The sequence below is a fragment of the Plesiocystis pacifica SIR-1 genome, from assembly GCF_000170895.1.
Classification (GTDB): domain Bacteria; phylum Myxococcota_A; class Polyangia; order Nannocystales; family Nannocystaceae; genus Plesiocystis; species Plesiocystis pacifica.
The window spans coordinates 48,917-72,561 of the sequence record NZ_ABCS01000020.1; the positions used below are offsets into that span (position 1 = coordinate 48,917).

General features: G+C 71.8%; 22 protein-coding genes. 5 read left to right on the plus strand and 17 right to left on the minus strand.

All coding sequences use genetic code 11. The features are described 5' to 3' along the window. Positions 1-82: 82 nt before the first annotated feature. A complete protein-coding gene (locus tag PPSIR1_RS12725) occupies positions 83-658 on the plus strand; it encodes a hypothetical protein (protein ID WP_157595491.1) in 576 nt (191 codons plus the stop codon). A 9-nt stretch (positions 659-667) separates the two neighbouring features. Here the strand turns inward: PPSIR1_RS12725 and PPSIR1_RS12730 are convergent, their stop codons facing one another. Then, positions 668-1,600 (minus strand): hypothetical protein, encoded by a 933-nt coding sequence (locus PPSIR1_RS12730; RefSeq protein ID WP_006971479.1) that lies wholly within the window; start codon positions 1,598-1,600, stop codon positions 668-670. A 140-nt stretch (positions 1,601-1,740) separates the two neighbouring features. Between PPSIR1_RS12730 and PPSIR1_RS12735 the strand changes: the two genes are divergently transcribed. Genes PPSIR1_RS12735 through PPSIR1_RS12750 form a run of 4 tightly spaced genes read left to right on the plus strand, consistent with a single transcriptional unit; the run spans position 1,741 to position 4,929 of the window. Then, positions 1,741-2,532 (plus strand): hypothetical protein, encoded by a 792-nt coding sequence (locus PPSIR1_RS12735; protein ID WP_006971480.1) that lies wholly within the window; start codon positions 1,741-1,743, stop codon positions 2,530-2,532. Further along, entirely contained in the window at positions 2,529-3,680 is a 1,152-nt protein-coding gene (locus tag PPSIR1_RS42565; RefSeq protein WP_006971481.1) for a rhomboid family intramembrane serine protease, read from the plus strand. The genes PPSIR1_RS12735 and PPSIR1_RS42565 overlap by 4 nt, the downstream gene beginning before the upstream one ends. 50 nt (positions 3,681-3,730) lie before the next feature. Next, the gene (locus tag PPSIR1_RS12745) at positions 3,731-4,369 is read left to right on the plus strand and encodes a hypothetical protein (protein WP_006971482.1); all 639 of its coding nucleotides are present in this window, start codon (positions 3,731-3,733) and stop codon (positions 4,367-4,369) included. Beyond that, positions 4,366-4,929, plus strand: coding sequence for a hypothetical protein (locus PPSIR1_RS12750; RefSeq protein ID WP_006971483.1), 564 nt, complete (start codon positions 4,366-4,368; stop codon positions 4,927-4,929). The genes PPSIR1_RS12745 and PPSIR1_RS12750 overlap by 4 nt, the downstream gene beginning before the upstream one ends. A gap of 16 nt (positions 4,930-4,945) precedes the next feature. Here the strand turns inward: PPSIR1_RS12750 and PPSIR1_RS12755 are convergent, their stop codons facing one another. The 16 genes from PPSIR1_RS12755 to PPSIR1_RS42570 all read right to left on the minus strand — a co-directional run bounded on the left by PPSIR1_RS12755 (position 4,946) and on the right by PPSIR1_RS42570 (position 23,500). Beyond that, positions 4,946-5,974, minus strand: coding sequence for an alpha/beta fold hydrolase (locus PPSIR1_RS12755; protein ID WP_006971484.1), 1,029 nt, complete (start codon positions 5,972-5,974; stop codon positions 4,946-4,948). After that, the gene (ptsP, locus tag PPSIR1_RS12760; RefSeq protein ID WP_045115919.1) at positions 5,971-7,803 is read right to left on the minus strand and encodes a phosphoenolpyruvate--protein phosphotransferase; all 1,833 of its coding nucleotides are present in this window, start codon (positions 7,801-7,803) and stop codon (positions 5,971-5,973) included. The genes PPSIR1_RS12755 and ptsP overlap by 4 nt, the downstream gene beginning before the upstream one ends. 25 nt (positions 7,804-7,828) lie before the next feature. Then, the gene (locus PPSIR1_RS12765) at positions 7,829-8,449 is read right to left on the minus strand and encodes a hypothetical protein (protein ID WP_157595492.1); all 621 of its coding nucleotides are present in this window, start codon (positions 8,447-8,449) and stop codon (positions 7,829-7,831) included. A 75-nt stretch (positions 8,450-8,524) separates the two neighbouring features. Further along, positions 8,525-8,800: an HPr family phosphocarrier protein gene (locus PPSIR1_RS12770; protein WP_006971487.1), complete on the minus strand. Its 276-nt coding sequence runs from the start codon at positions 8,798-8,800 to the stop codon at positions 8,525-8,527. Positions 8,801-8,827: 27 nt separating this feature from the next. Then, on the minus strand, positions 8,828-9,304 hold the full coding sequence (locus PPSIR1_RS12775) for a PTS sugar transporter subunit IIA domain-containing protein (RefSeq protein ID WP_006971488.1): 477 nt from the start codon (positions 9,302-9,304) through the stop codon (positions 8,828-8,830). A 91-nt stretch (positions 9,305-9,395) separates the two neighbouring features. Then, a complete protein-coding gene (locus PPSIR1_RS12780; RefSeq protein ID WP_006971489.1) occupies positions 9,396-10,262 on the minus strand; it encodes a hypothetical protein in 867 nt (288 codons plus the stop codon). A gap of 16 nt (positions 10,263-10,278) precedes the next feature. Beyond that, the gene (locus PPSIR1_RS12785; protein WP_006971490.1) at positions 10,279-11,283 is read right to left on the minus strand and encodes a hypothetical protein; all 1,005 of its coding nucleotides are present in this window, start codon (positions 11,281-11,283) and stop codon (positions 10,279-10,281) included. Then, a complete protein-coding gene (gene rapZ, locus PPSIR1_RS12790) occupies positions 11,280-12,194 on the minus strand; it encodes an RNase adapter RapZ (RefSeq protein WP_006971491.1) in 915 nt (304 codons plus the stop codon). Before rapZ ends, PPSIR1_RS12785 begins: the two co-directional genes overlap by 4 nt. A gap of 49 nt (positions 12,195-12,243) precedes the next feature. Then, positions 12,244-13,278, minus strand: a complete 1,035-nt coding sequence (gene hprK, locus PPSIR1_RS12795) for an HPr(Ser) kinase/phosphatase (RefSeq protein WP_006971492.1) — start codon at positions 13,276-13,278, stop codon at positions 12,244-12,246. Positions 13,279-13,449: 171 nt separating this feature from the next. Next, on the minus strand, positions 13,450-14,079 hold the full coding sequence (gene hpf / locus PPSIR1_RS12800) for a ribosome hibernation-promoting factor, HPF/YfiA family (RefSeq protein ID WP_045115904.1): 630 nt from the start codon (positions 14,077-14,079) through the stop codon (positions 13,450-13,452). A gap of 228 nt (positions 14,080-14,307) precedes the next feature. Beyond that, positions 14,308-15,864, minus strand: coding sequence for an RNA polymerase factor sigma-54 (rpoN, locus tag PPSIR1_RS12805; RefSeq protein ID WP_006971494.1), 1,557 nt, complete (start codon positions 15,862-15,864; stop codon positions 14,308-14,310). A gap of 205 nt (positions 15,865-16,069) precedes the next feature. Beyond that, positions 16,070-17,707, minus strand: coding sequence for a CTP synthase (locus tag PPSIR1_RS12810; protein ID WP_006971495.1), 1,638 nt, complete (start codon positions 17,705-17,707; stop codon positions 16,070-16,072). Positions 17,708-18,081: 374 nt separating this feature from the next. Next, complete coding sequence (locus PPSIR1_RS12815; protein WP_157595493.1) at positions 18,082-20,535, minus strand: hypothetical protein; 2,454 nt, start codon at positions 20,533-20,535, stop codon at positions 18,082-18,084. A gap of 45 nt (positions 20,536-20,580) precedes the next feature. Next, complete coding sequence (locus tag PPSIR1_RS12820; RefSeq protein ID WP_006971497.1) at positions 20,581-22,113, minus strand: acetyl-CoA carboxylase biotin carboxylase subunit; 1,533 nt, start codon at positions 22,111-22,113, stop codon at positions 20,581-20,583. Between the two features lie 63 nt (positions 22,114-22,176). After that, entirely contained in the window at positions 22,177-22,968 is a 792-nt protein-coding gene (locus tag PPSIR1_RS12825) for a hypothetical protein (RefSeq protein ID WP_006971498.1), read from the minus strand. Positions 22,969-22,987: 19 nt separating this feature from the next. Continuing rightward, on the minus strand, positions 22,988-23,500 hold the full coding sequence (locus tag PPSIR1_RS42570; protein WP_006971499.1) for a hypothetical protein: 513 nt from the start codon (positions 23,498-23,500) through the stop codon (positions 22,988-22,990). Positions 23,501-23,645: the final 145 nt, after the last annotated feature.

The following is a 23,645-nucleotide window of genomic DNA, read 5'->3' on the forward strand; positions in this document are numbered from 1 at the left end:
GCGGATCGGGCCAGGGCGCGTTGGGGCCGACATGCGCGCCAGCGATGTCCCCACCAGCGGCTGCGAAGCGGATTGGGCGGCCATGCACCTGCAACCCGGGGGCATGCGCCGCTTTTGTGATCACTGCCGGACCCAGGTCCACGATCTCTCGGCCATGGACGAGGCCAGCGCGCGGACCTTCTTGCGGGCCACCGAGGGCGCGGAGGTGTGCATCTCCTACGTCGAGGACGCGAGCGGTGCGATCGTGTTTCACTCGCGCGCGCCCGCGCGCTCGAGCGCGGACGCGAGCGTCGTGCCCCTTTCGCGGGTGCGCGCGTCGGCTCGGCGCTGGCAGACCATCGGCGCCGCCTCGCTGCCGAGCTTCGCCCGCGCGGCCGGGGCAGCGCTGAGCGCGGGCGTGGTCGGAGCGCTCACGGGCTGTACGCCTCACGGTCCGCCGGCGGCGGCCTCCGTTGAGCTCGTCGAGGACGCTGCACCCAGCGTCGCGCCGACCGTGGTCATCCCGGCCGAGGCCCCGCCCAAGGCGGGGGGCGGTCAACGACTGGAGATGGAGGAGCCTTGCGAGCCCGAGCGCGAGCCCAAGGTCAGGCGCCGCGGCGCCCGGCGCAAGAAGGGCGGGCTGATGCGCAGCGGCCCGGGGCCCCTCGACTCGCTCTGACGGTCCTCGCTACTGCGGGTCCGGGAAGCACTCGAAGGCGATGTCGCCGTTGGCCTGGCCCCAGTCGAGGTTGGTGGCCTCGAACTCGACCCCGAGGGGGTTGGCGATGGTGTTGATCGTGTCGAGGTCGCCCTGGTTGATGAAGCCCCAGTACTCGCTCGCCAGGTAGAGCCCGCCGCCGTGGTCTTGCACGTATTCGACGATGGTCGCGGCCTCGGCCGCCGGCGTCGAGGCCAGGGTGCAGTAGATGACCGCGTCGTAGTCGGCCGCGAGGGCGGCGGGGTCGTTGACGTACTGGGCCGGGAGGTTGTCGCCGGCGTAGGTCAGGTCGGGGTAGCTGCCCAGGTTGTTGCCCAGGCCGCCGCACAGGTAGCGGCCGAAGCTCAGCACCTTGGGCAGCTGGTCGCCGCTTTGGCCCAGCCACTCCCACAGCGGGCAGTCGGTGATCTCCTCGTACAGGAGGTTGGTGTCGGCGGTGTAGATGACCCGGCCCGAGCCGACCTCGTCGAGGGCGTAAATGATCTGGTCGCCCTGCAAGGTCGCCGAGCCCAGGAACTCCGTGCCCGGGAGGGCCGAGAAGCTCGACGACTGGGTGGAGTCGAGGGTCACCCCGCACTCGAGGCAGTCGTTGCCGGTGGTCGACTCCGACGAGGACTCGGTCGACTCTTCGGTGGTGTCGGTGGACTCCTCCGTCGTGTCCTCGGTGGACTCTTGCGTCGTGTCGGTCTCGTCGGTGGACTCCTCCGTGGTGTCGGTGTCGGTGTCGTCGGTGGACTCCTCCGTCGACTCGTCGGCGGTCGTGTCCGCGTCCGTCGAGGTGTCGGCGGTCTCGCCGACCTCTTCCATGCCCGCGGTGTCCGTGTCCGCCGTGGGCCCCAGCTCGTCCCCGCCGACCTCGCCGAAGCCCTCGTCGCGCGTGCCCGAGTCGTCGGCGCAGCTCACCGAGACGGGGAGAAGGAGCAGGGAAAAAAGCGGCGTGAGGGGTCGAATACGGGCGTTCATGGGCAAAGCCAGGGCTAGAGCCGGAAGCATAGCGGACCCGGGGGGCGGAATGCAGGCCGGGGCTGAGTCGTAGACAGCCCGTGCCCTCCCCAGACCGACCGCGCTTCGACCCGGACCAGCCCGTCGCCGCGGCCGTCGCGGCGCGGCGCTTTCCGACGGCGCTGCCGGCCGCGACCTTGCTCCAACCGGGCATCCTCGACGGCCTGCCGGCGGGTCTCGACGCCATCCACGTCGACTTTGGCAGCCTCGGCCCGGCCGGGGCGCGGGCCCACGTGCTCGCGCTGACGGAGCTTGTCCAGCGCCTGCAGGCCCGCGGCGTGCGGGTCTCGGGCCGCTTCACCCTCGGCCTCGATCACGACGAGGTCGGCAGCTTCGAGCGCCTGGTCGCCTGGGTCGAGGACCAGGGCCTGGCGGAGGTCGAGCTGCGCCTGCGCACGCCCGAGCCGGGGAGCGCGGAGGTCCGCGAGCTGGCCTCCGTCGATCGCATCGTCCACCGGGACTGGCGCGCCTGGGACGGCGCCCACGTCGTCGTCGAGCCCGCCCGGATGAGCGCCGTGACCCTGTACCGGGGCTGGGCGTGGTGCGGCCAGGTCCTCGACAGCTGGCCCTCGCGCTGGCGTCGACGGCCCCGGGAGCTCACCGCCTTGCCGGGCTTCCTGCTGCGTCAGCTCGACGCCCTGGTGGTCCGGGGGGCCCGGGCCTGGGTCGGGCGCTGGCGCTGGCGGGCCCGAACTTGGCTCGGGCAGATCGGGAGTAGTCGCCCACGACGCCCTTTTGTTCCCCGCGCGACCGGGCGCGCAGCCTCGCTCCACCCGGAGCCCTCGGGGGCCCTGGCCCTCGGCGGCCCGGCGGTCTACTTTGAGCCCAGGTGAGCGAACGAGACGACGGCGCCGAGATCGTATCCCTGGCAGATAGGCGGGCCGAGCGGACGCGCGAGGTCGAGGCGGCCGACCGCGAAGCTCGGCGCGCCGAGGCCGACAGTCGGGCCCGGCAGCAGCAGAGCTCGCGCCCCGAGCCCTACGCCAGCTACGTCCTGCTCGGACTGAACGTCGCGGTCTGGCTGCTCATGGTCGGCATGGGCGTCGACGCCTTCGAGCCCTCGTCGGAGGAGCTGGTCGACTGGGGGGCCAACTTTGGACCCAAGACCGCCAGCGGCCAGTGGTGGCGGCTGCTGACCGCGACCTTCCTCCACGGCGGCCTCATCCACCTCGGCTTCAACATCTACTTCCTGTGGGTCATCGGCCGGATCACCGAGCAGATCTTCCGCGCCCCCGCCTACCTCGTGATCTATTTCGGGAGTGGGTTGTGCGCGAGCGCGGCGAGCTTGGCCTGGAACCCCATCGCGCCCAGCGTGGGGGCCTCGGGGGCGCTGCTCGGGGTGTTCGGGGCCTTCTTGGGCTTCACCCTCCGGCGCCGCGAGGTCCTGCCGCCGGAGTTCGTCCAGAGCGTGCGGCGCAACGCCATGGTGCTCATCGGCCTCAACGTCGCCGTGGCCTTCTTCATGTCGAACATCGACAACGCCGCCCACGTCGGCGGGCTCGTCGCGGGGCTGGGCATCGGCTACCTGATCACGACCCTCGCCGAGCGCCCGGTCCAGAGCCGCCAAGAGAGCCTCGCCCTGCAGCGCCGGCTCTCGCTCATGGTCGGCGCGGGCGTGGCCGTGCTCGTCGCGGGCGCGTGCGTGCTGCTGCGGACCGACCCCGAGATCATGGTCGTCTACGACCAGGTCGAGGTCCTCAACCGCACGGCCTTCTCGGCCTACAACGAGGCCGAGACCGACGAGGACCGGGCCAAGGCCATCGAAGAGGTGACCTTGCCGGCCATCGTCGACCTGCGCGAGGCCCTGGCCGAGGTCGAGCAGGCGCCCCGGCAGCACCGCGAGGACCTCGACAAATTCAGGGTCTACGCCGAGAAGACCGAGCAGGCGCTGCGCACGGAGCTCGAGGCGCTGCGCTCGGGCGACCCGTTGAAGATGCTCGAGGCCAAGCGCCTGTACGAAGAAGCTGAGAGCGCACTTTGAGCGGGCTCGCGCCTTGGCTGGCGGGGCCTCGGCGTGGTGAAATCCGCGCGATGGGACGCTGGCGATCTTCGCTCCTCGCGCTGGGCTGCGCGGCCTTGGTGGGCTGCGGCCTGATCGGCAAGGACGACATCGGCGACCGGGCCATGGACAGCAACTTCGTCGCCGGGAAGGCGACGCCGGTCCACCCGCCCCGGGGCGAGCGCAAGAAGGTCCGCTCCGTGCCTGGCGCGACCTCCATGCAGTCCGAGCCCCTCGAGTGCAACGGCGGGGCGCAGACCGTGTCCAACCTCGAGCTGCGGGTCACGGGGCCCACGGGGGTGCGGGTCCGGGGGGGCTGCCAGCTGCGCCTGGTCAACGTCGACCTGAGGGCCAAGGACGGCGTGGTCATCGAGGACGGCGAGCTGATCATGGTCAGCGGCAGCATCACCGCCGAGGGCGTGGGCGTGCGGGCCTCGGGCGGCGCCTCCGTGGACCTGACCGAGGTCGCGGTCGGCGGGTCGACGGGCCTGCAGGCGGGCGGGCAGGCCAAGGTCCACGCCAAGGGCGGCTCGATCACCGGCTCGGGCGCGGCCATGGCCCTGCGCGACGAGGCCTCGGTCGTCCTCGAGGGCACCGCCGTCGACGGCCCCGTGGCCCAGGCAGAGGACGCCGAGCTGGTCCGCATCGAGGCGCGGGAGGAGCAGCCATGAGCAAGCAGGCGAGCCAGGGCCGGGTGTTCGTCGTCCTCGGGGTGGGCGTGGCGTTGCTCGTGATGCTCATCATGGGCGCGGGGATGGCCTTCTTCCTGCTGGCCAAGGCGGAGGACAACCCCGGGCTGGCGGCGGGCTCGGGCCTCGCCTCGCCCCTCGAGGACGCGAGCGGACTGCAGCCCGCCTTCGCGGGGGCGATCGACGGCGACTGGCTGGGCTCGGCGGGCAAGCTGACCCTGTCCCCGCGCTCCGTCGAGCTCGTGCTCCAGCGCGACGGGGTCGCCAGGCGCTACACCGTCAGCCCGAAGGGGACGGTGATGCGCCGGGGCGGGGCCGGCCTCGTCGACGCCGAGCCCTTCGACCTGCGCGAGCTCGACCTGGAGCTCGTGCCGCGGCTGGTCGCCGACGCGCGGGAGCGGGCCGGGGTCGACATCGCCCAGGTCGTGGTTGGGCGTGACGAGGAGGCGCTGCTGCTGTGGCGCCTGGTCCCCAAGGGCGAGGCGAGCGACGTCTACTACCTCGCCGACGGCAGCTTCGTGCCCGATCCGGACAACCCTTGAGCGGCGCCGCTCAGGCTCACCACGCCGAGGGCGCGTCGAGGGCCCGGAGCAGGGCTTCGGGCCGCTCGCGCTGGGGCGCGTGGCCGCAGCCTTCGATGATCCGCAAGGCCGAGCTGGGCAGCAGCCCCGCGGTCCGCTCGCTCATCGCCGTGGGCACGATCGCGTCCCGGTCGCCCCACACGAGCATGGTGGGGGTGCGCAGACCCTCGATGGTCTGGCAGGCCTCGATGAGGCGCTGGCGCGTGCCCCCGGGCTCGTGCTGGTGGAGGTCGTCGAGCTGGCGGAGCATGGCCTCGACGGCCTCGAGGCCGCCGTCGCGGCACAGCCGGTCCCAGTAGACGTCGACGTCGTCGGCGAGGGGCTCGTGGTCGAGGAGCTCCTCGGTGGACAGCGAGCGCCGCAGGAAGCGGCGCAGGTCGGCGCGACGAAAGGCGGTGCGCAGCACCAGGGGCGCGAAGCCGACCCACCGCCAGGCGCGACGCAGGGCCGGGACCGGGCCGGGGAGGGCGATGGGCGCGTCGACGGGGACCAGGTGCGGGGCGATGAGGATCAGCCGGCGCACGCCGACGCGGTGGGGGCTGCCCACGCGCATGAGCTTGTGGGCCAGGGCGACCGCGATGGCGCCCCCGTAGCCGTGGCCGACCAAATCGATCCCGGGGTGATCGTCGCGCTCGCGGCCCGACAGATCCGGCAGGCGATCGAGCATGCGGGCGAGGAGCTCGGCGTGCCACTCGAAGCCGTAGCCCGCCGCGTCCGCGGCCGCGGGGCGGTCGGAGCTGCCGCAGCCGAACAGATCGGGGACCAGGACCCGGCGGCGCGGGGACCAGGACTCGGCGAGGAAGCGAAAGTCCCAGCCCGTGACCAGCAGCGAGTGCAGCAAGAGCGCGGGCACCTCGTCCGTACGCTCCGGCGCGAGCGGCCCGAGGTCTTGGAGCCACATCCGGCCCGGGGCCATGGGGATGAGCCGGGAGCGCTCGGCGGGCAGGGGAGCGGGGCCTTCCCTGGGGGCGTCGCTCGGGCGTGGTGGAGAGCTCGTCGTGCTCATTCGGCGGACGCTCGTTCGGGGCTGTCGTCGTCGAGGATCTGGATGCCTGCGCCGTGCTCGAGGTGCTCGGGGAAGCGCTCGTTCATCTTGCGCACGACCAGGCGCCGGGCCTCGGTCGCGGTCCTGCACTCGAGCACCTGGGCGGCGAGGGCCTCCATCTCGTCGATCGAGGACGAGCGGATGATGTTCTTGATCACGGGGATGGCCGCGGCCTGCATCGAGAGCTCGCGCAGGCCCAGGCCGACGAGCACCCAGGTGTAGCGGGGGTCCGAGGCCATCTCGCCGCACAGCGACACGGGGATGTCGTGGGCCCGGCCGGCGTCGCACACGGTCTTGATCAGCCGCAGGATCGCGGGGTGCAGCGGCTCGTAGAGGTAGTTGACGTCGTCGTTGTCGCGGTCGATGGCGAGGGCGTACTGGATGAGATCGTTGGTCCCGATGCTCATGAAGTCGACCCGCTCGGCGATCAGATCCGCGGCGATGGCCGCCGCGGGGACCTCGATCATCACGCCCACGTGGACCTCGCTGGCGTGGGGCAGGCCGGTCTCGGCGAGCTGGGCCCGGGCCTCGTTGAAGGCCCCGCGCACCGCCGAGAGCTCCTCGAGGCCCGAGATCAGCGGGAGCATGATCTGCAGCGGGCCGTGGAGGGCGGCGCGGAGCAGGCCGCGGAGCTGGTCCAGGAGCACCTCGCGGTGGAGCAGGGCCAGGCGCATCGATCGCACGCCCATGGCCGGGTTGGCCTCGGCCTCGTTGAGGCCCAGGGCCTCGCACTGCTTGTCCGAGCCCAGGTCGAAGGTCCGCACGCGCACGGGGTAGGGCGCCCAGCGCTGGAGCAGGGCCTTGCCCATGCGGTAGTGCTCCTCCTCGCTCGGCGGCTCTTGCCGGTTCATGTACATGAACTCGGTGCGGTACAGCCCCACCCCCTCGGCGCCGCTGCGCTTGGCCAGCTCGATCTCTTCATCGAGGGCCAAGTTGGCGCGCAGGTAGACGTTCTCGCCGTCCTCGGTCTGGGCCGGGAGGGCGCGCTCGCGGAGCACCCGCTGCTCGAAGGCCTCGTAGCGCTGGACCTCGTCGCGCAGCTCCTCGACCCGGGCCTGGGTCGGCCGGACCTGGATCAGCCCGTGCACGCCGTCGACGATGACCGGGTCGTTGGTATAGACCTCGGGGATGAGGTCGTGGACGCCGACGACGGCGGGGATCTGCAGGGCGCGGGCGATGATCGCCGTGTGCGAGGTGGCCCCGCCCTCCTCGGTGACGATGCCGGCGACGTCGTGGTTGGCCAGGTTGGCCGCGTCGGCGGGGCTGAGCTCGTGGGCGACGATGACCGAGCCGGGGGGCGGGGTCAGGGCGTCTTTTTCGTCGCCGCCGAGGGTGGTGATCAGCCGCTCGCCCATGAACGCGACGTCGGACTGGCGGGCGCGGAAGTAGTCGTCGCCGACCTTGGCGAGGGTCGCCCGGACCTCGTCGACGGCCTCGCTGACCGCCCACTCCGCGCCGATCAGCCGCTCGCGGATCAGCTGCTCGACGTGCTGGATGAGGTCCGGGTCGCGCAGCATCATCTGCTGCGCCTTGAGGATCTGGCGGTGCTCGCCGTGGGTCAGCCGGCTCTTGATGGTCTCGAGCTGCTCTTGGGTCCCGCGCAGCGCGGCGCGGAAGCGCTTGAGCTCGTCGTCGATCCCCTCCCGCGCGATGGTGGTGTGCGGGACGTTGACCTCGCGGCGGTCGACGACGTAGGCCGGGCCCATGCCCAGGCCCGCGCTGACGCCGTTGCCTCGTCGCTCGCGGGCTGGGCGCTTGTGGGCGTCTGGGGTCGGGCGCTCGTCGCTCATCGCCGCGCCCATGGTAGCAGCCCGCTCAGCCCGTCGTGCCGCCCCCGCCCGTGTCGCACATGGAGGCGTCGAAGGTGCAGGTCACGGGGTCGCACAGCAGGGTGCCCCCGACGTAGCCGAGGTCGACGCAGGAGAAGCCCTGGAGGTTGTCCCCGTCGCACTGCTCGCCGAGGTCGACGATGCCGTCGCCGCAAGAGGAGCCGCCGGTGGTCGTGTCGGTGGTGCCCTCGGTGTCCCCAGAGTCGGAGCTGGTCTCGGTCTCGGTGGTGTCCGTGTCGGAGGTGTCCGAGCTGTCCGTGGTCGAGTCGGTCTCCGTCGACTCGGTGGTGTCCGTCGCGTCGGTCTCGGTGGACTCGGTCTCGGTGGACTCGGTCTCGGTGGACTCGGTCTCGGTGGTCGACTCGGTCTCGGTGGTGGACTCGGTCTCGGTGGACTCGCTCTCGGAGCTGGAGTCGGCCGACTCGCCCTCGGGCATGTCCGGCGGCGTCGAGCTCTCGCCGACCTCGTCCATGCTCGTGCCGATCGTCGAGCCTTCGCCAAAGCAGTTCAGCCCTTCGCCGCATTCGACGGTCCGTCCGCAGCCCGTCAGCGTCAAAACCGAAGCGAGGCCCCCGAGGACCAGGACAGCACGGGAAGGACCGAACATGCGGCCATTGTCCTGTAGACGCTCCCGAGTGTCACTCTGAATGGAGCACCACCCCAGCGCGCGCGGACTGGAGCTTCAAATTTCGCCGAAGCCCTCGGCGACCAGGGCGGCGAGGGCCGTGTGCGCCTCGTCGGCGTCGCGCCCTTCCACGCGCAGGTTGATCTTCGAGCCCTGGGCGCAGGCCAGGCCGAGCACGCCGAGGATGCTCTTGCCGTTGACCTCTTGCCCGTCGCGCCCGATGAACACGTCCGACTGGTACTTGTTGGCGACGTTGACCAGCTTGGCCGCGGCGCGGGCGTGGAGGCCGAGGGGGTTGACGATTTCGAGCTCGCTCGACTTGCTGCGCGGCATGAGATGCTGAGGGGGCGTGGGGGAGGGCTAGTCGTGGGCTTTGACCACGATCGAGCGCTTGACCGACTCGGCGCACTGCTCTGCGAGGGCGCGCGGAGCTTGGCGGCGGTCGAGGAGGCCGAGCTTGGTGAGCACCGCGAGGTTGAGGCCGGTGACGAGGGCGAAGCCGTGGCCGACGCTCTGCTGGACGCCGCAGGTGCAGGGGCTCGAGCCCATGAGGTCCGCGACGAGCAAGATGCCGCCGCCGATGTCGACCTCGCCCATGACCTCGCAGACGCGGGCCTTGAGCGCCGGGGTCACGCCCGCGCCCGCGTCGATGGCCACGGCGTCGTCGAGGCCGTCGACGGGGAGCAACGAGCGGGCCGCTGCGAGGAGGGCCGTGGCCGAGGTCCCGTGGCCGATGATGACGACGCCACAGCGCGGTCGGACGGCGTCGCCGTTCGGGTCGCTATCGCTCGCCGCGGGCGGAGGCGAGGGCGCTGTGGTGCAGCCGTCGATGGGCATGGCCTTCCACGAGATGCTGCAACCACCCCAAATAAATCGCAACTTTGCGCCTGGTGAGTCCGCCCCGCCCTGCGCGTGGCGATCCCCCCGCCTAGCCGTGTCCCGCTGAAATCACGGGACTTTTCGTGACCCCCGAGACTTGGCCCGACCCCGGTCGAGGCGCGGCCTCGGAGGGCCGGCGGCGCCGGTGCGGAGCGGGCGAACCTGCGGTCTCGAAGCGCAGCGCGTCGATCTGCCTGCGCAAACGATCGCGCAGCTCGAGGCGAGCGCGGGCGCGGGTGAGCAGGCGCGCGAGGATCATGAAGCCGAACGAGAGCGCGAGGGGGAGGCCGAGGGGGCCGGGCCACGCCAGCCACCACCACGCGAGGGCGAGGACCGGCAGCGCGAGGGCGAGGACGCCGAGCTCGAGGGCGAGGGCCGGCGCGAGCCAGGCGAGGGTGGCTCGGGGGCGATCGTCGAGGCTCGCGGCGGAGACTCGGCGGACCAGCAAGGGCGCGGGCGGGGCCGCGTCGTCGAGCGTCGCGTCCAAGGTTGTCTCGGCGCGCGCGAGGACCTCGGCGAGCTCGGCCGCGAGGGCCCACCGCCCGCGGTAGCGCGCGACCTCGAGGCTCACGGCGAGCACGGCCGCGCGGGTGCTCGGGCGCTCTCGGGCGGCGCACAGCTCATCCTCCAGAGTATGTGGCTCGTCGTGGTCGCATCCCCACGCCAGCGCGTCGCGGCGTGCTCCTCGGTGGACGCGATAGACCGAGGCGCCGCGGCAGCGATGCAGGCGACCGCGAATGCGCGCGAGGGCCAGGCCCAGGCTGGGCGAGGTCTCGGCCATGCGCAGCCCGTAGGCCGAGCAGCTCTCGCCGTGGGCGAAGGTGCAGCCGACCCGGCGCAGCGGCCCGCGCCCCGAGGCCCACCGGCGATAGGCGAGGATGGCCGTCCGCAGGGCGCCCAGACCTGCGCGCTGCATCGGGCCTGGCTTGGCTTCACAGGTCACAGGGCATGCAATCGCAGCCCGGCGCGGCGTCGCAGCTGGGCAGGAGGTCGAAGTCGCAGCTCGGCAGGCCGAGGTCGCAGTCGCTCCAGTACAGGCAGTCGATGAGCTCGCAGGGCAGGTAGGGCAGCTCGTAGGCGCAGCTGCGGCACTCGTCGCCGCAGGTCGTCCCGCCGCCGCCGTCGGCGGCTCCGGTCTTGGACTCGACGGGCGGCAGCGGTTGTTCGCTGGCGATGGGCGGATCGCCGGCCAGGCCCCAGCTGCGCCAGTGGGCGCGGAGCGCTTCGAGGCCCAAGCGCGAGCACAGGGCCACGCGCAGCTCTCGGGGCGGCAGGAAGCCCTCGCCCGCGGGGCTCCAGGGCATCGCGCGCAGGGCGGGGCTGCCGGGCAGGGCGGCGGCGGCGGCCCAGAGCGTGCCGTCGAGGCCCTGGGCCTCGAGCGCGAGGGGGTGCTCGTGGCTGCGCTTGGCCTTCGTGGATCCGACCAGGGCGACGGTGAAGCCGACGAGAGGACGGGCGGCGACGAAGGGCGGCGCGGCTGCGTCGGGGGTGCCGTCGCCGTCGTTGTCGTTGTCGTCGTCCGTCGGGGTCAGGCGCCCGAGGACCTCGCGGGGGAAGCCCTCGGCCCGACGCGCGTAGGTCGCGAACAGTCCGGCCGCGAGGAGCTTGCAGCGCTTGGCGAAGCGCTTGGTGCTGCGCGCCATCATCCCGGCCTGGGCCGCCAGGTCTTCGCTGCAGACCATGAAGCTCGACGCGGTCTGGGGCGAGTCGACGAGCAGGGCGAGGTGCTCCCGGCCGCCCACGCGCCACACCTGCAGCTCGCCGTGCTGCCGCGCCAGGGGGCTGTCCTGGCCTGGAGCCCCGCCAAGGCTGACGACCAGAGCCAGGCGATCGCCGGCGAGGTGGTCGTCGTAGACCAGGCGCGCCTCGGCCCCGGGCTGGCGGGCGATGAGCTGAGAGAGCGCGAGCAGCAGGCGCTCGCTCGGCGGCCCGCTCACGACGCCCCGGGTGTTCCGCTCTCGCTGGGCGGCGCGAGGTGGGCGGTGTCCGCGAGGGCGCGCTCGAGGTCGCGGTGGCGGACGGTCAGCACGGGCGTCGGCGAGGCGAGGGGGCTGGCCTCGCAGCGCCCCAGCAGCGCCTCGACCAAGGCCACCGAGCGGTGCTGGCCGCCGGTGCAGCCCAGCGCGAGGGTCAGGTAGCTCCGACCCTCGCGCAGGGTCAGGGGGGCCTGAAAGCGCAGCAGGCCCTCGACGCGCTCGAGCAGCTCCTGGGCCTCGGGCTGGGCGAGGACGAAGTCGCGGACGGGCCCGTCGAAGCCGCCGCGGGCCCGGAGCTCGGGGACGTCGAAGGGGTTTTGCAGGTAGCGGGCGTCGAACACCAGGTCGGCCTCGCTGGGCAGGCCGTTTTTGAACCCAAAGGACATCAAGACCACGCGCAGGGCCTCGCCCCGGCCGCCGTAGCGATCGCGGATCAGCTGCCGGAGCTGGCGCGAGCGCAGGTTCTCCGTGTCGATGACCGAGTCGGCCAGGGCGCGCAGCTCGACCAGGCGCTGGCGCTCTTCGACGATCGCCCCGGGCACGTCGCCCAGGGGGTGGCGGCGGCGGGTCTCCGAGAAGCGCCGGACCAGGGTCGAGTTCGGGGCCTCGAGGAAGAGCAGCTCGACCTGGTGACCGGCGGCGATCAGCTCCTCGCGCACGCGGGGCAGATCGTGGAGGTGCTCCGGGGCCCGGGCGTCCATGCCGATGGCGAGCTTGTGGCTGGCGCCCGCCCGGCTGGCGTTCATCTCGACCAGCTGGGGCAGCAGGGGCACGGGCAGGTTGTCGACGCAGGGGTAGCCGAGGTCCTCGAGGGCTCGGAGGCAGGTCGACTTGCCGGCGCCGGACAGTCCGCTGACGACGAGGAGTTCCATGGGCGTCTCGGTCTCGCCGGGCTCGGGCGCGAGCTCCGGTGACCCCAGCCTATTCGACGTCGCCGCGCTGCACCAGACCGGAGGTCTGAGGCGGCAGGACCTTGATCGGGGCGCCCTCTTCGGGGCTGGCGTCGGGGGCCGTCCCGGTGGTCTGGGCGATGTGGTTTGCGATCTTCTCCTGGAACTCGCGGGCCGAGTCGATGCCGCGGAACTTGAGGATCTGATTGCGGGCCACGACCTCGATGAGCGAGGAGATGTTGCGGCCGGCTCGCAGCGGGATGCGGACCAGGGGGATGTCGACGCCGAGGATCGGCCAGGTGTGGTTCTCGGTGCCGAGGCGATCGTAGTCGCCCTCGTGGAGGTCCGAGAGCTCGACGACCACCTCGACCTTCTTGGCGTCGCGGACCGCCGCGACCCCGAACAGGTGGGTGATGTTGAGGATGCCCATGCCGCGGATCTCCATGTGGTGCTGGTGCAGGTGCGTGGCCGAGCCCCAGATGGTGTCGGGCGGGCGGATGGTGACCTCGACGACGTCGTCGGCCACCAGCCGGTGCCCGCGGAGCACCAGGTCGAGGGCCGCCTCGCTCTTGCCCACGCCGCTGCGCCCGATCAGCAGCAGGCCCACGCCGAGGACGTCGACGAGCACGCCGTGGATGTTGGCCCGGGGCGAGAGCAGGTCCTCGAGCCGGCGGGTCACCCGGCCGATGAAGCTCGAGGTCATCAGCGGGGTGCGCAGCACGGGGATGCCGTGGGCCTCGGCCAGCTCCATCAGCAGGTCCGGGGGCTCGAGCCCCCGGGTCAGGGCGAGGGCGGCGAGCTTGCGCTTGCAGTACTTCTCGACCCCGATCCGCGCCTGCTCCTCGCTGACGTGGAGCAGGTAGTCGATCTCGGTCAGGCCGAGGACCTGCAAGCGGTCGCCGTAGACGTGCTTGACGAAGCCGGACAGGGCCAGCCCGGGCTTTTGAATCCGCGGCCGCGTCAGCAGGCGGTCGAGGCCCCCCCAGCTCGACAGCACCTCGAGCTGCAAGTCGGTGGAGTCTTCGTCCAGCAGGCGGCTGACTTCGACGGCGGCTTCACGACGCATGGCCCGAGGGTGGCACAGGCGGGCGCCGAGGTCATGTCACGGCGGGGCGCCAGCCAGAGGCTGTGAATCATTCACAGCCTCTGACTCCTTCAACGTCGAGGACGAGCCAGGCCCTCCCTGCCCCACGTCCTCGACTCAGGCTGGCGCCCGCAAAAATGGGTGCCTGGCTTCCTAGGCGTCTTCGACGTGACCGCGGGTCTCGATCAGGCCGTAGCTGCCCTCGTCCTCGAGCCGGTAGATCACGTTGATGTCCCCGGTCTCGGTGTTGGTGAACACCAGGAACTGCTTGTGCGCGAGGTTGAGCTGCATGACGGCCTCGCGGACCTTGAGGCGGCCGGCTTGGAACTCGGTCTCGCGGATGATGGTCGCCGCCTCCTCGGCGGGAACCACGGGCGAGGACTGAGACTCGGCCGCGCGGCGCTCCTCGGCCTGGACCATGGTCTCGGGCTCCTCCTGACCGTCGAGGGAGAACACGACCTGGCGGACGCGCGCCGCCTTACCCTTGTGCGGCTTGTGGTTGGTGATGCGATCTTTGTAGCGCCGGACCTGCCGCTCCATCTTGGCCAGGGCCATGTCGATGGAGCTGTACATGCTCTCCGTCTTCTCGGACGAGTGCAGCTGGAGGCCGTTGCGAAGCGTGACGTCGAATTGCGCGATGTGGTTGATCTTCTCGACCGAGAAGGTGCAGTTGACCTTCAGCGGATCGGAGAAGTAGCGCTTGATCTTGGCCAGGCGGTCCTCGGCGTAGTTGCGAAGGGCGTCTGACGACTCCATGTGGCGGAACACAAACTGGGTTTGCATCGCGGTCTACCTCCTACTTTCTGACCCCCTCCAATGGGGGTCGGGAAAATCGTGACTGATCCGAGCGGCGGCCCCAAACGCGGCGTCCCCAGCTCCGAGCCCGTCCTCTCCCGGGCGCCGGGTTTTCGGCGTCTCAGGGGCGAGGAAGGGGAGGGCGGGGGCGCGCAAAGGGTACAGATTACTTCGGACTGAACGAGTGGCCGGTCGGGGTGGCCGAGTGGTTCGAGCTTAGAACAGTTTGCGCCGCTTCGAGCTCGATAACAAGTTGAGCTGTTCACGGTACTTGGCGACGGTGCGCCGGGCGATGTCGATGCCTTCCTCGCGCAACAGCTCGACCAGCTTTTGGTCGCTGTAAGGCTTGCGAGAGTCCTCGCCCTCGATGAGCTTCTTGATTTTTTCCTTGACGGCCTCGGAGGCCAGCTCCCCGCCGCCGCGCCGGGAGATGCCGGCGTTGAAGAAGTACTTGAGCTCGTAGATGCCCTGGGGCGTGTGCACGTACTTGTTGGTGGTCACGCGGCTGACCGTCGACTCGTGCATCTCGATGTCTTCGGCGACGTCCTTGAGGATCAGCGGGCGCAGGTGCTGGGGGCCCTTCTCGAAGAACTCGCGCTGGAAGCCGAGGATGGACTTGGTGACCTTCAAGATCGTGCGCTGGCGCTGCTGGATGGAGCGGATCAACCACTGGGCTGAACGCAGCCGCTCGGTGATGTAATCCTTCGCGCCGGCCTGGTCGCCCTTGGCCGGCTTGGCGCCCTTGCCTTGCTTGGCCTGCTTGGCGCCCTTGCCCTTGCCCCCTTGTTTGGAGGAGTCGGCGAGCATGGCCGAGCGGTAGTAGTTGGAGATCTTGAGCTTGGGCAGGCCGTCGTCGTTGAGGGTGACGACGTACTCCTCGCCGATCTTGTGCACGTAGACGTCGGGGGTGACGTACTGCGCCGACTCGGACACGAACTGCCGCGCGGGCCGGGGCTCGAGGCCCATGATCACCTTGGTCGCCTCGTAGACCTCTTCGAGGGGCTCGCCGGTGTCGCGGGCGACGGCCTGGTAGGCGCGCTTTTCGAGGTTGGGCAGGTGCTTGGCGATGATCGTCAGGACCAGCGGGTCGCCGATGGGGTGCTCGGGGTGGCGGGCCTGGATCCACAGCACCTCGGCGAGGTTGCGCGAGGCGAGGGCCAGGGGGTCGAGCTGTTGGACCTTGCGCAGCATCTGCTCGACGCGCAGGGTCGAGACCTCGAGGCGCTGGGCGATCTGCGGCACGGACAGGCCGAGGTGGCCCGAGGCCGTGATGCTGCGGACGATGTACTCGGCGATGTCCTCTTCGAGGGGCGACCAGTTCGACAGCCGGATCTGCCACATCAGGTGCTCGACGAGGGTCTCCTCGTCGGCCATGGTCTGCTCGAGGCCGGGCAGGTCGTCGTCGCCGCGCACCCCCGAGCCGGGCATGGGGCCCGAGAGGGTGTGGTGCTGGAGGTAAGACTCCCAGTCGAAGTTGTCCGTGTTGGGGGCGTCGGCCTTGACCTCTTGCTGGGGCGCGTCTGCAGCCCGGGCCTCGCCGATGTCGCCCTGGAGGTCGACGCCGTCTTGCATCTCGACGGCGGACACGGGCTCCTCGTTGGTCGTGCCCATCTCCCGAGACTCTTCGAGGAGGGGGTTCTCGAGCAGCTCGTTGCGCACGAGGTCCTGGAGCTCGACCCGGGACAGCTGCAGCAGCTTGATGGCCTGCTGCAGCTGCGGGGTCATGACGAGCTGCTGCGACATTCGCAGCTCTTGGCGCATGTGCAGGACCATGGACTGAAGATCAGGCTACCAGAGACTCGTGCGGGCGCCCACTACAAAACCGGCTCGGCACCGCGCTCGAACGGCGATTTGTGCGGGAAAAAGCCTTGCCTTTCGCCACGAATCGGCGTGCGAGCGCGGGCCGTGATCGAGCCTTCGCGGCCCCCACGAGTTGGGGGAGCTCGGCCGGTGTTTTGCGCAGGCCGAGCGTGACCGCCTAGCCCTCCGCGCGCGCTTTTTGATGGGCGAGGGCCGCGGCGATGAAGGCCGTGAACAGCGGGTGGGGTGCGGTCGGCCGGCTCTTGAACTCGGGGTGGAACTGGCAGGCGATGAAGTAGGGGTGCGCCGACGAGGGCAGCTCGACCATCTCGACGAGGCTGCCGTCGGGGGCCATGCCGCAGAAGATCAGCCCGGCCTCGCGCAGCCGGTCCATGTAGGCGTTGTTGAACTCCCAGCGGTGGCGGTGGCGCTCCGAGATGCGCGGGCGGCCGTAGACCCGGCGTGCCAGGGTGTTCGCGGACAGCTCGCAGTCGTAGGCGCCCAGGCGCATGGTGCCGCCCTTGTGGGTGACCTCGGACTGCGACTCCATCAGGTCGATGACCGGCTGGCTCGCCTCGGGGTCGAACTCCGTGGACTGCGCGTCCTCGATGCCGGCGACGTGGCGGGCGAACTCGATGGTCGCCAGCTGCATGCCGAGGCAGATGCCGAAGAAGGGCGCGCGGTTCTCCCGGGCCCAGCGGATGGCCTCGATCTTGCCCGCGCTGCCGCGCTCGCCGAAGCCTCCGGGGACCAAGACGGCGTCGAGCTCTTCGAGGGCCGCGGGGCCGCCGGCCGAGACCTGCTCGGCGTCGACGAACACGATCTCGACCCCCGCCGAGTTGGCCAGGCCGCCGTGGGTCAGGGCCTCGGACAGGCTCTTGTAGCTCTCGTGCAGGTCGACGTACTTGCCGACCACGCCGATCTTCACGGTGTGCTCGGGCCCGCGGAGGATCGAGGTGATGCGCCGCCACTCTTCCAGCTGCGGCTCGCGGCTCCAGATGTTGAGCAGCTCGCAGGCCACGTCGTCGACGCGCGCCTCGTGGAGCATCAGCGGCACGGCGTAGATGGTGTCGGCGTCGGGCAGGGGGATGACCGAGCTCAGCTGCACGTTGGTGAACAGCGCGATCTTCTCGAGGGTGTCGGTCTCGATGGGGTGCTCGGCCCGGCACACGAGGATGTCGGGCTGGATGCCGATCTCGCGCAGCTTCATGACCGAGTGCTGGGTGGGCTTGGTCTTGAGCTCGCCGGCCGTGGGCAGGTAGGGCAGCAAGGTCAGGTGGATGAAGATCGCGTTCTCGGACCCGAGCTCGAGGCGGAGCTGACGGACCGCCTCGAGGAAGGGCAGGGACTCGATGTCGCCGACGGTCCCGCCGATCTCGCAGATCAGCAGGTCGACACCCTCGGCCGCCTTGAGCACGGCCTGCTTGATCTCGTTGGTGACGTGGGGGATGACCTGGACGGTCTGGCCGAGGTAGTCGCCCTTGCGCTCCTTCTCGAGCACGGACGAGTAGATCTGGCCCGAGGTGTAGTTGCTGTGCCGCGACATGCGGTGCGACACGAAGCGCTCGTAGTGGCCGAGGTCGAGGTCCGTCTCGGCCCCGTCGTCGGTCACGAACACCTCACCGTGCTGGGTGGGGCTCATCGTCCCCGGGTCCACGTTGAGGTAGGGGTCGAGCTTCTGCATCCCGACGTTGAGGCCCCGGTTCTCGAGCAGCGCGCCGACGGATGCCGCGCACAGGCCCTTGCCCAGGGACGACACCACGCCGCCGGTCACGAAGATGAATTTGGTCCGCTTGGAGGAGCTACGCCGCCGCACGGGCGGTCGAAATGGCACGAACTCGGGGACGGGTCAAGGCGTGATCACCAAGGCCGCGCGTTCGGGTCTGAGCCGCGCTCAGCGGCCAGTGTCCTCGCCGCGAAGCGGGGCGCGACGCGAGGACGCGCAATCTCCGGAGGGCGCCGCGCTCGGCGATCGGGGGCGGTGCGATCTCTCGACGCCGACCTGGCTCACGCGGGATTGTTTTAGCCGTCGTGGACGACGCCACGCCCTCCCTGCCCCACGTCCACGAGGGATCGTTTTAGCCGTCGTGGACGACGCCACGCCCTCCCTGCCCCACGTCCACGAGGGATCGTTTTAGCCGTCGTGGACGACGCCACGCCCTCCCTGCCCCACGTCCACGAGGGATTGTTTTAGCCGTCGTGGACGACGCCACGCCCTCCCTGCCCCACGTCCACGACTCCAATGGATGGGTGTTCGAGGAGCGCGAGGGTGTGGATGCTCCACTCCGAACACCAGCTGGCGAGCTCGGTCCAGCCCTCGAGGTGGCGTTGCGTGAAGATGCGCAGGACGCCGCGATCGTCGACGAGGGTCTGGACGCCGGACGAGCGATTGCCCCGCATGGCGCGGAGCAAGGCCTCGAGCAAGACCGGCGCGCTCTCGAGCTCGAGGGCGTCGTCGACGGTCAGTCCCTCGGCGCGGGCGACGAGGGCGAGCTGGACCTGGAGGTTGTCGCGCACGACCTCCAAGGCCGCCTCGGCGGCGCCTCGATCGCCGCGGCGACGCTCGATGAGCGCGAGGTTGATCCACGCGCCAAAGCGGGTGTTGGTGGCCTCGACGGCCAAGCTGGCGGCTTCGAGGGCGGCCTCGAGGGCGCCGCGCTTGCGCCAGATCTCGGAGCGGTAGGCGTGGGTGGCCTCCTCGGGCAAGAAGGCGTGGACCGTCGCGGCCTCTTCCCAGCGCGCGAGGGCCTCGTCGTCGCGGTCGAGGAAGTGCAGCGCGGCCGCCGAGCCGACGTAGCTCCAGCGCTGGTGGGTGCGCTGCCAGACCGCCTCGAACACCTCGAGGGCCTCGGCGTAGCGGCCCTCCCACAACAACAGCTCGGCGGAGTAGGTCTCGCCGTAGGGGACCCCGGGGTAGGTCGCGACCAGCTCGGCGAGGCGCTCGCGGACCGTGGCGAGGGGCTCGAAGAGCAGGCGGTGTTGGAGCTCGGAGGCGCGGGCGCGGGGGGACCAGACCTCGCGCGCGGGGTGCAGGCTCCGGCCGCCCCGGCCGTCGCTCTCGCCGACGAGGCTCAGGTGGTTGGAGCGATTGCCCCCGAGGGCGCGCAGGGCCAGCTCGACGGCGGCGAGGGTGTCGGCGTCGCTGGCCTCGGGCCCGAGGGTCATGGCCTCGGCCGCGTCGGCGTCGAGGGCCGCGAGGGGCTGGGCGAGCTGACGCAAGATCGTGCGGTGGATGTAGTCGGTGTCGTCCCGCGGGCCCTCGGGCGCGGCGTGGCCCCGGGCGGCGTGGATGGCCGCGAGCCGGACCCGCAGCAGCTGGCGGACGATGGCGCTGCGGTAGCCCTCCTCGAGCGCCGCGGCCTGGGCTGCGTCGGGCTGGCCGGCGCGCAGCAGGGCTTCGACTCGCCAGTTGCGGATCTCGAGGTCGTCGCCGCGCAGCCGATGGGCGCGCTCGAGGGCGTCGAGGCCCCGGGCGGGCTCGCCGCGCAGGCAGGCGACGGCGCCGAGGACCATGAGCGCGGTGGCGTGCTCGGGGTTATTGGGATCGTCGGCTTCGTTGGCGAGGGTTTCGGCGGCGTCGAGGTCGAGGGCCCACAGCCTCGCGCGGGCGAGGGTGGCGGTCGCGCTGGCTTTGCCGGCGGCGTCGGGGCTGGTGGCCGCGCACGCGCGCAGCTGGAGCTCGGCGAGGGGGTAGGCGCCGAGCTCCATGAGCGTCCGGCCCAGTCGCACGCGGAGGTCCGCCGGCAGCCAGGGCAGGGGGTCGTCGCCGAGGTGCTCGGCGAGCTCGGCCAGGGCCTGGCGGCCGTCCGCGTCGGCCTCTTCGGCCGCGCGCAGCAAGGCGGCGAGGTGTCGGGGCCGGGGCGCGACGCGGATCAGCGCCGCGTACTGTTGGCAGGCCTCGTCGCGCAGGCCCAGGTGGGCGCACAGGCGGCCGCCAAACTCGAGCTCGCCGGTGGTTCGAGCCAGCGCGGCGAAGCGTCGGGCGTGGTCGATGGCCGCGTCGCGCAGCCCGAGGGTCCCCGCCAGGACGGCGCGGCGGGCCGCGGCGCGGGGGGACTCGGCGCTGGCGTCCGCCGCGGGCACGTCCGGCCAGCCCTGGCCCGGACCGCCGAGGGTGTCGAGGGCACCCTGGAGCTGCCCGGCGCACAGCTGCAGGTGGGCCAGGGCCAGGCGCGGCTCGAGCTCGTCGCGCGCGGCCTCGGGCAGACGGGTCGCGAGCGCGTCGACGGCCGCAGCCGGCAGGCTCGGGCCTTCGTCGCTGCGCGCTCGGGTGGCCGCCTCGGCGCAGCGAGCCAGGGCCGCGTCGAGGCCCGGCTCCGCGGCCTCCTCGAAGGCTTCGCAGCGCGCGAGCACCCGGCGCAGCCACGGCAGCGCGTCGGCGCGGCTGTGGGCGAACACCCGGCCGACGCCCGCGGACAGGCGGCGGGCCACGGCTTCGGGGAGGCGCGGGTTGGGGACCACGCGCAGGTCGACGCGCCCGGCCTCGCGGGCCGGGTAGGCGACGACCCGGACCTCGCCAAAGCTCGCCGCGCAGTAGATCAGCTCGACCCCGTCGCGGCGACCCGTGAGCCCGGCGGGGCGGAGCCCGGCGGGCCAGCGCTGCATCCACGCGGGTTGGGGGAGGTCGATGCGGTGGGCGGGCACGCGACCCCAGCCTACGCCCCCGAGGGGCCCCGCGTCAGCGCTGGTTCAGCGCATCCACCGGGCGCTGCGCTGCCACGAGCTAAAGCCCGCCTCGCCGCCCTGGCTGTCCGCGCGCCCGCGGCCGCCCGGGCCCGCGTCGACCACGGCCAGGGCCGCGGCGGCGGCGATGGCCGCGGACTCGGCCTCGCCGAGCTCGCTGGCCTCGGTCAGCGCCGGGTGCTTGCCGATGTAGCCGGTGTCGAAGTGCCCCGCGCGGAAGTCCTCCTCGGCGAGCACCTTCAGGTGGAAGTCGATGTTGCAGTCGATGCCCAGGATGACCGTGTCCTCGAGGGCCCGGCGCATGCGCTCGATGGCGACGGCGCGGTCTGGGCCCCAGGCGACGAGCTTGGCGATCATCGGGTCGTAGTGGCTCGAGACCTCGGAGCCCTCGCGCACGGCCGCGTCGATGCGCAGGTTGGGGCCCTCGGGCCAGCGCAGGCGCAGCAGGGGGCCGGGGCTGGGCAAAAAGCGCAGGCTGTCCTCGGCGTAGATGCGGCACTCCACGGCGTGGCCGACCAGCCCGACCTCGCCCTGGCCGTAGCCGAGGGGCTCGCCGGCGGCGACGCGGATCATGTCCCAGACCAGGTCTCGGCCCGTGGTCATCTCGGTCACGGGGTGCTCGACCTGCAAGCGGGTGTTCATCTCGAGGAAGTAAAAGCGCGGCTCGCCGTCGTCTTGCTCCTCGAACAGGAACTCGACCGTGGCCGCGCCGACGTAGTTGACCGAGCGGGCGACGCGGCAGGCGACCTCGCCCATGGCCGCGCGCACCTCCGGGGTCATCTGCGGCGAGGGCGAGGGCGCCTCCTCGATGACCTTTTGGTGGCGGCGCTGCACCGAGCAGTCGCGCTCGTTGAGGTAGACGACCGTGCCGTGGCGGTCGGCCATGAGCTGGATCTCCACGTGGCGGGCCTTCATGACCGCCCGCTCGACGAACAGGCGCCCGTCGCCGAAGGCCGCGAGGGCCTCGCGCTGGGCGGCCTCGAAGCCGCGGCGCAGCTGGGCCTCGTCGTGGACGATGCGCATGCCCTTGCCGCCGCCGCCGGCCGAGGCCTTGAGCATCAGCGGGTAGCCGATCTCGGCCGCGGCCGCGAGGGCGTCGTCGACCCCTTCGAGGTCCTCGCGCCCGGGGACCAGGGGGACCTCGGCGGCGATCATCGCCTTGCGCGCGCGGACCTTGTCGCCCATGACGTTCATGGCCTCGGTGCCGGGCCCGATGAAGGTGATGCCGGCGGCGTCGCAGGCCTCGACGAAGCTGGCCCGCTCGCTGAGGAAGCCGTAGCCGGGGTGGATGGCGTCGGCGCCGGTCTGCTTGGCGGCGGCGATGATCTTCTCGGCGACGAGGTAGCTCTGGGCCGAGGGCGTGGGCCCGATGTGCACGGCCTCGTCGGCCGCGGCCACGTGGGGCGAGTCGCTGTCGCCGTCGCTGTAGACCGCGACGGTGCGGATGCCGTGCTCGCGGCAGGTTCGGAACACGCGGATGGCGATCTCTCCGCGGTTGGCGACCAGGATCTTCGAAAAGGGCGGCTTGGCGGCGCTCACGACCGTCGCAGCTTCCGTGATCCGCGGCCCGGAGGCAACGTCCCTGGGCGGAGGGGGGAGGGGCTACGCGATGGCCGCGGCGAACACGAGGTGCAGGCGGCGGAGGTGGGCGTCGAGATCGGCCGGAAACCACAGTAAGGGCCGGCCCACGAGCGGGACGGCGGCGGGCCCGGGCTCGGCCATCCAGCCAAACTGGGCCTCGGCGAAGGCGCTGACGATGACCTCGCTGCCGAGGCTGGAGATGTCCGTGGCCACGCGGTGCGCCTCGACCGGGTGATCGCCGGTGAAGGCGATCACCGCGAGCTCGCGGGTGCCACCGGCGGGCGCGACGAGGTCCCCGTGGGACCAGGGCACGGCCGCGAGCACGCGCAGGTCGTCCTCGTCCTCGGGCTTGGGCAGGCGCGCGTAGCCGGCCGCGACGATCGCCACGCGCACGAGCTCGGCCGCGGAGCGCCCGGCGATGAGCCGGCTGGCGTGGTTGAAGAAGCGGTCCGGGGGCTCGCGCCACGCGAAGTACTCGGCGATCAGCGCGGCGACGCAGCGCTGCCCGGTCTCGTCGAGGCAGCGACCAAAGGCCTCGAGGCCGCGCTCGATGCCCTCGCGGGCCCACGCGGCGTCGAGCTGGCGGCCGAGCTCCTGGGCGAGGTCGACCCCGGCGTCGGCGTTGGCGATGGACCACGCGCAGCCCGGGGCGCGCTCGTCCTTGCCCAGGGCGGCGGCGACCAGGGCGAAGAAGCGCCGGGCGAGGGCGCGCCGGTGGGCCCGCTGGGCCGCCTCGGCCACGACCACGCAGGGATCGCCAGCGTCGATCGGCGCGGCCGAGTCCGGCGGCGAGAGTGCGAGCTCGAGCTTCATGACGGGTCCGTGGTGAGGGTCAGGCCGCGTCGCTGTCGGCCACGGCGAAGCTCGCCTGGCGCCGAGCCTCGTCGGCCTTGGACGCTGCCTTGGAGTCTGCCTTGGGCTCTGGGCTGGACTCCGCCGCCGCCCGCTTTTTGCTGGCGGACTTGCTCGGCCGACCGCGGCGCTTTTTGGGCGCGAGGCGGCTGGCGTCGAAGCGGATCGCCGCGAGGCTGTCGACGAGCTCGGGGTCGCCGGCGGCGTAGATGGAGGCGTAGGCGTGGGCCTTCTTGGCCTGGCTCAGGAGCTGCGCCTGGCCGGCCTCGAGCACCGCGCGGGCCTCGACCACGGCCTCGAGGGCGCGCTGGAGCTCCACGCGCTGGGCCTCGACCTCGGCGGCACTCGCGGCCAATTGGTCGCCGTCCACGTCGGGGAAGCGGACCTCGGCGAGGGGCCCCGCGAACACCGCGAGGACCGCGCGAACGGGCTCGGAGATGGCGGAGGAGGGCTCAGAGGAGGGATTGGCGGCGCTCGGCGAGGTACTGCTCATGATGTCATCTGCCTGAATGTTCAGTTAATTGCCAGGGCCCTGGACGGGTGTCAAGGCTGGGCTGACCGGCCGATCTGGATCGCGCGCGGGGACCGAGCGGTCCGGATGCGCAAAACCCGTGAGAGCCTGTCTTGTTTCGTTTTGT

Bases quoted from the DNA above. Each gene is read 5' to 3' on its own strand.
- PPSIR1_RS12725 (WP_157595491.1), top strand. From the start codon at position 83: ATGCACCTGCAACCCGGGGGCATGCGCCGCTTTTGTGATCACTGCCGG.
- PPSIR1_RS12745 (WP_006971482.1), top strand. From the start codon at position 3,731: ATGGGACGCTGGCGATCTTCGCTCCTCGCGCTGGGCTGCGCGGCCTTG.
- PPSIR1_RS12750 (WP_006971483.1), top strand. From the start codon at position 4,366: ATGAGCAAGCAGGCGAGCCAGGGCCGGGTGTTCGTCGTCCTCGGGGTG.
- PPSIR1_RS12755 (WP_006971484.1), bottom strand. From the start codon at position 5,974: ATGAGCACGACGAGCTCTCCACCACGCCCGAGCGACGCCCCCAGGGAA.
- ptsP (WP_045115919.1), bottom strand. From the start codon at position 7,803: ATGAGCGACGAGCGCCCGACCCCAGACGCCCACAAGCGCCCAGCCCGC.
- PPSIR1_RS12765 (WP_157595492.1), bottom strand. From the start codon at position 8,449: ATGTTCGGTCCTTCCCGTGCTGTCCTGGTCCTCGGGGGCCTCGCTTCG.
- PPSIR1_RS12770 (WP_006971487.1), bottom strand. From the start codon at position 8,800: ATGCCGCGCAGCAAGTCGAGCGAGCTCGAAATCGTCAACCCCCTCGGC.
- PPSIR1_RS12775 (WP_006971488.1), bottom strand. From the start codon at position 9,304: ATGCCCATCGACGGCTGCACCACAGCGCCCTCGCCTCCGCCCGCGGCG.
- PPSIR1_RS12780 (WP_006971489.1), bottom strand. From the start codon at position 10,262: ATGCAGCGCGCAGGTCTGGGCGCCCTGCGGACGGCCATCCTCGCCTAT.
- rapZ (WP_006971491.1), bottom strand. From the start codon at position 12,194: ATGGAACTCCTCGTCGTCAGCGGACTGTCCGGCGCCGGCAAGTCGACC.
- hprK (WP_006971492.1), bottom strand. From the start codon at position 13,278: ATGCGTCGTGAAGCCGCCGTCGAAGTCAGCCGCCTGCTGGACGAAGAC.
- hpf (WP_045115904.1), bottom strand. From the start codon at position 14,079: ATGCAAACCCAGTTTGTGTTCCGCCACATGGAGTCGTCAGACGCCCTT.
- rpoN (WP_006971494.1), bottom strand. From the start codon at position 15,864: ATGGTCCTGCACATGCGCCAAGAGCTGCGAATGTCGCAGCAGCTCGTC.
- PPSIR1_RS12825 (WP_006971498.1), bottom strand. From the start codon at position 22,968: ATGAAGCTCGAGCTCGCACTCTCGCCGCCGGACTCGGCCGCGCCGATC.
- PPSIR1_RS42570 (WP_006971499.1), bottom strand. From the start codon at position 23,500: ATGAGCAGTACCTCGCCGAGCGCCGCCAATCCCTCCTCTGAGCCCTCC.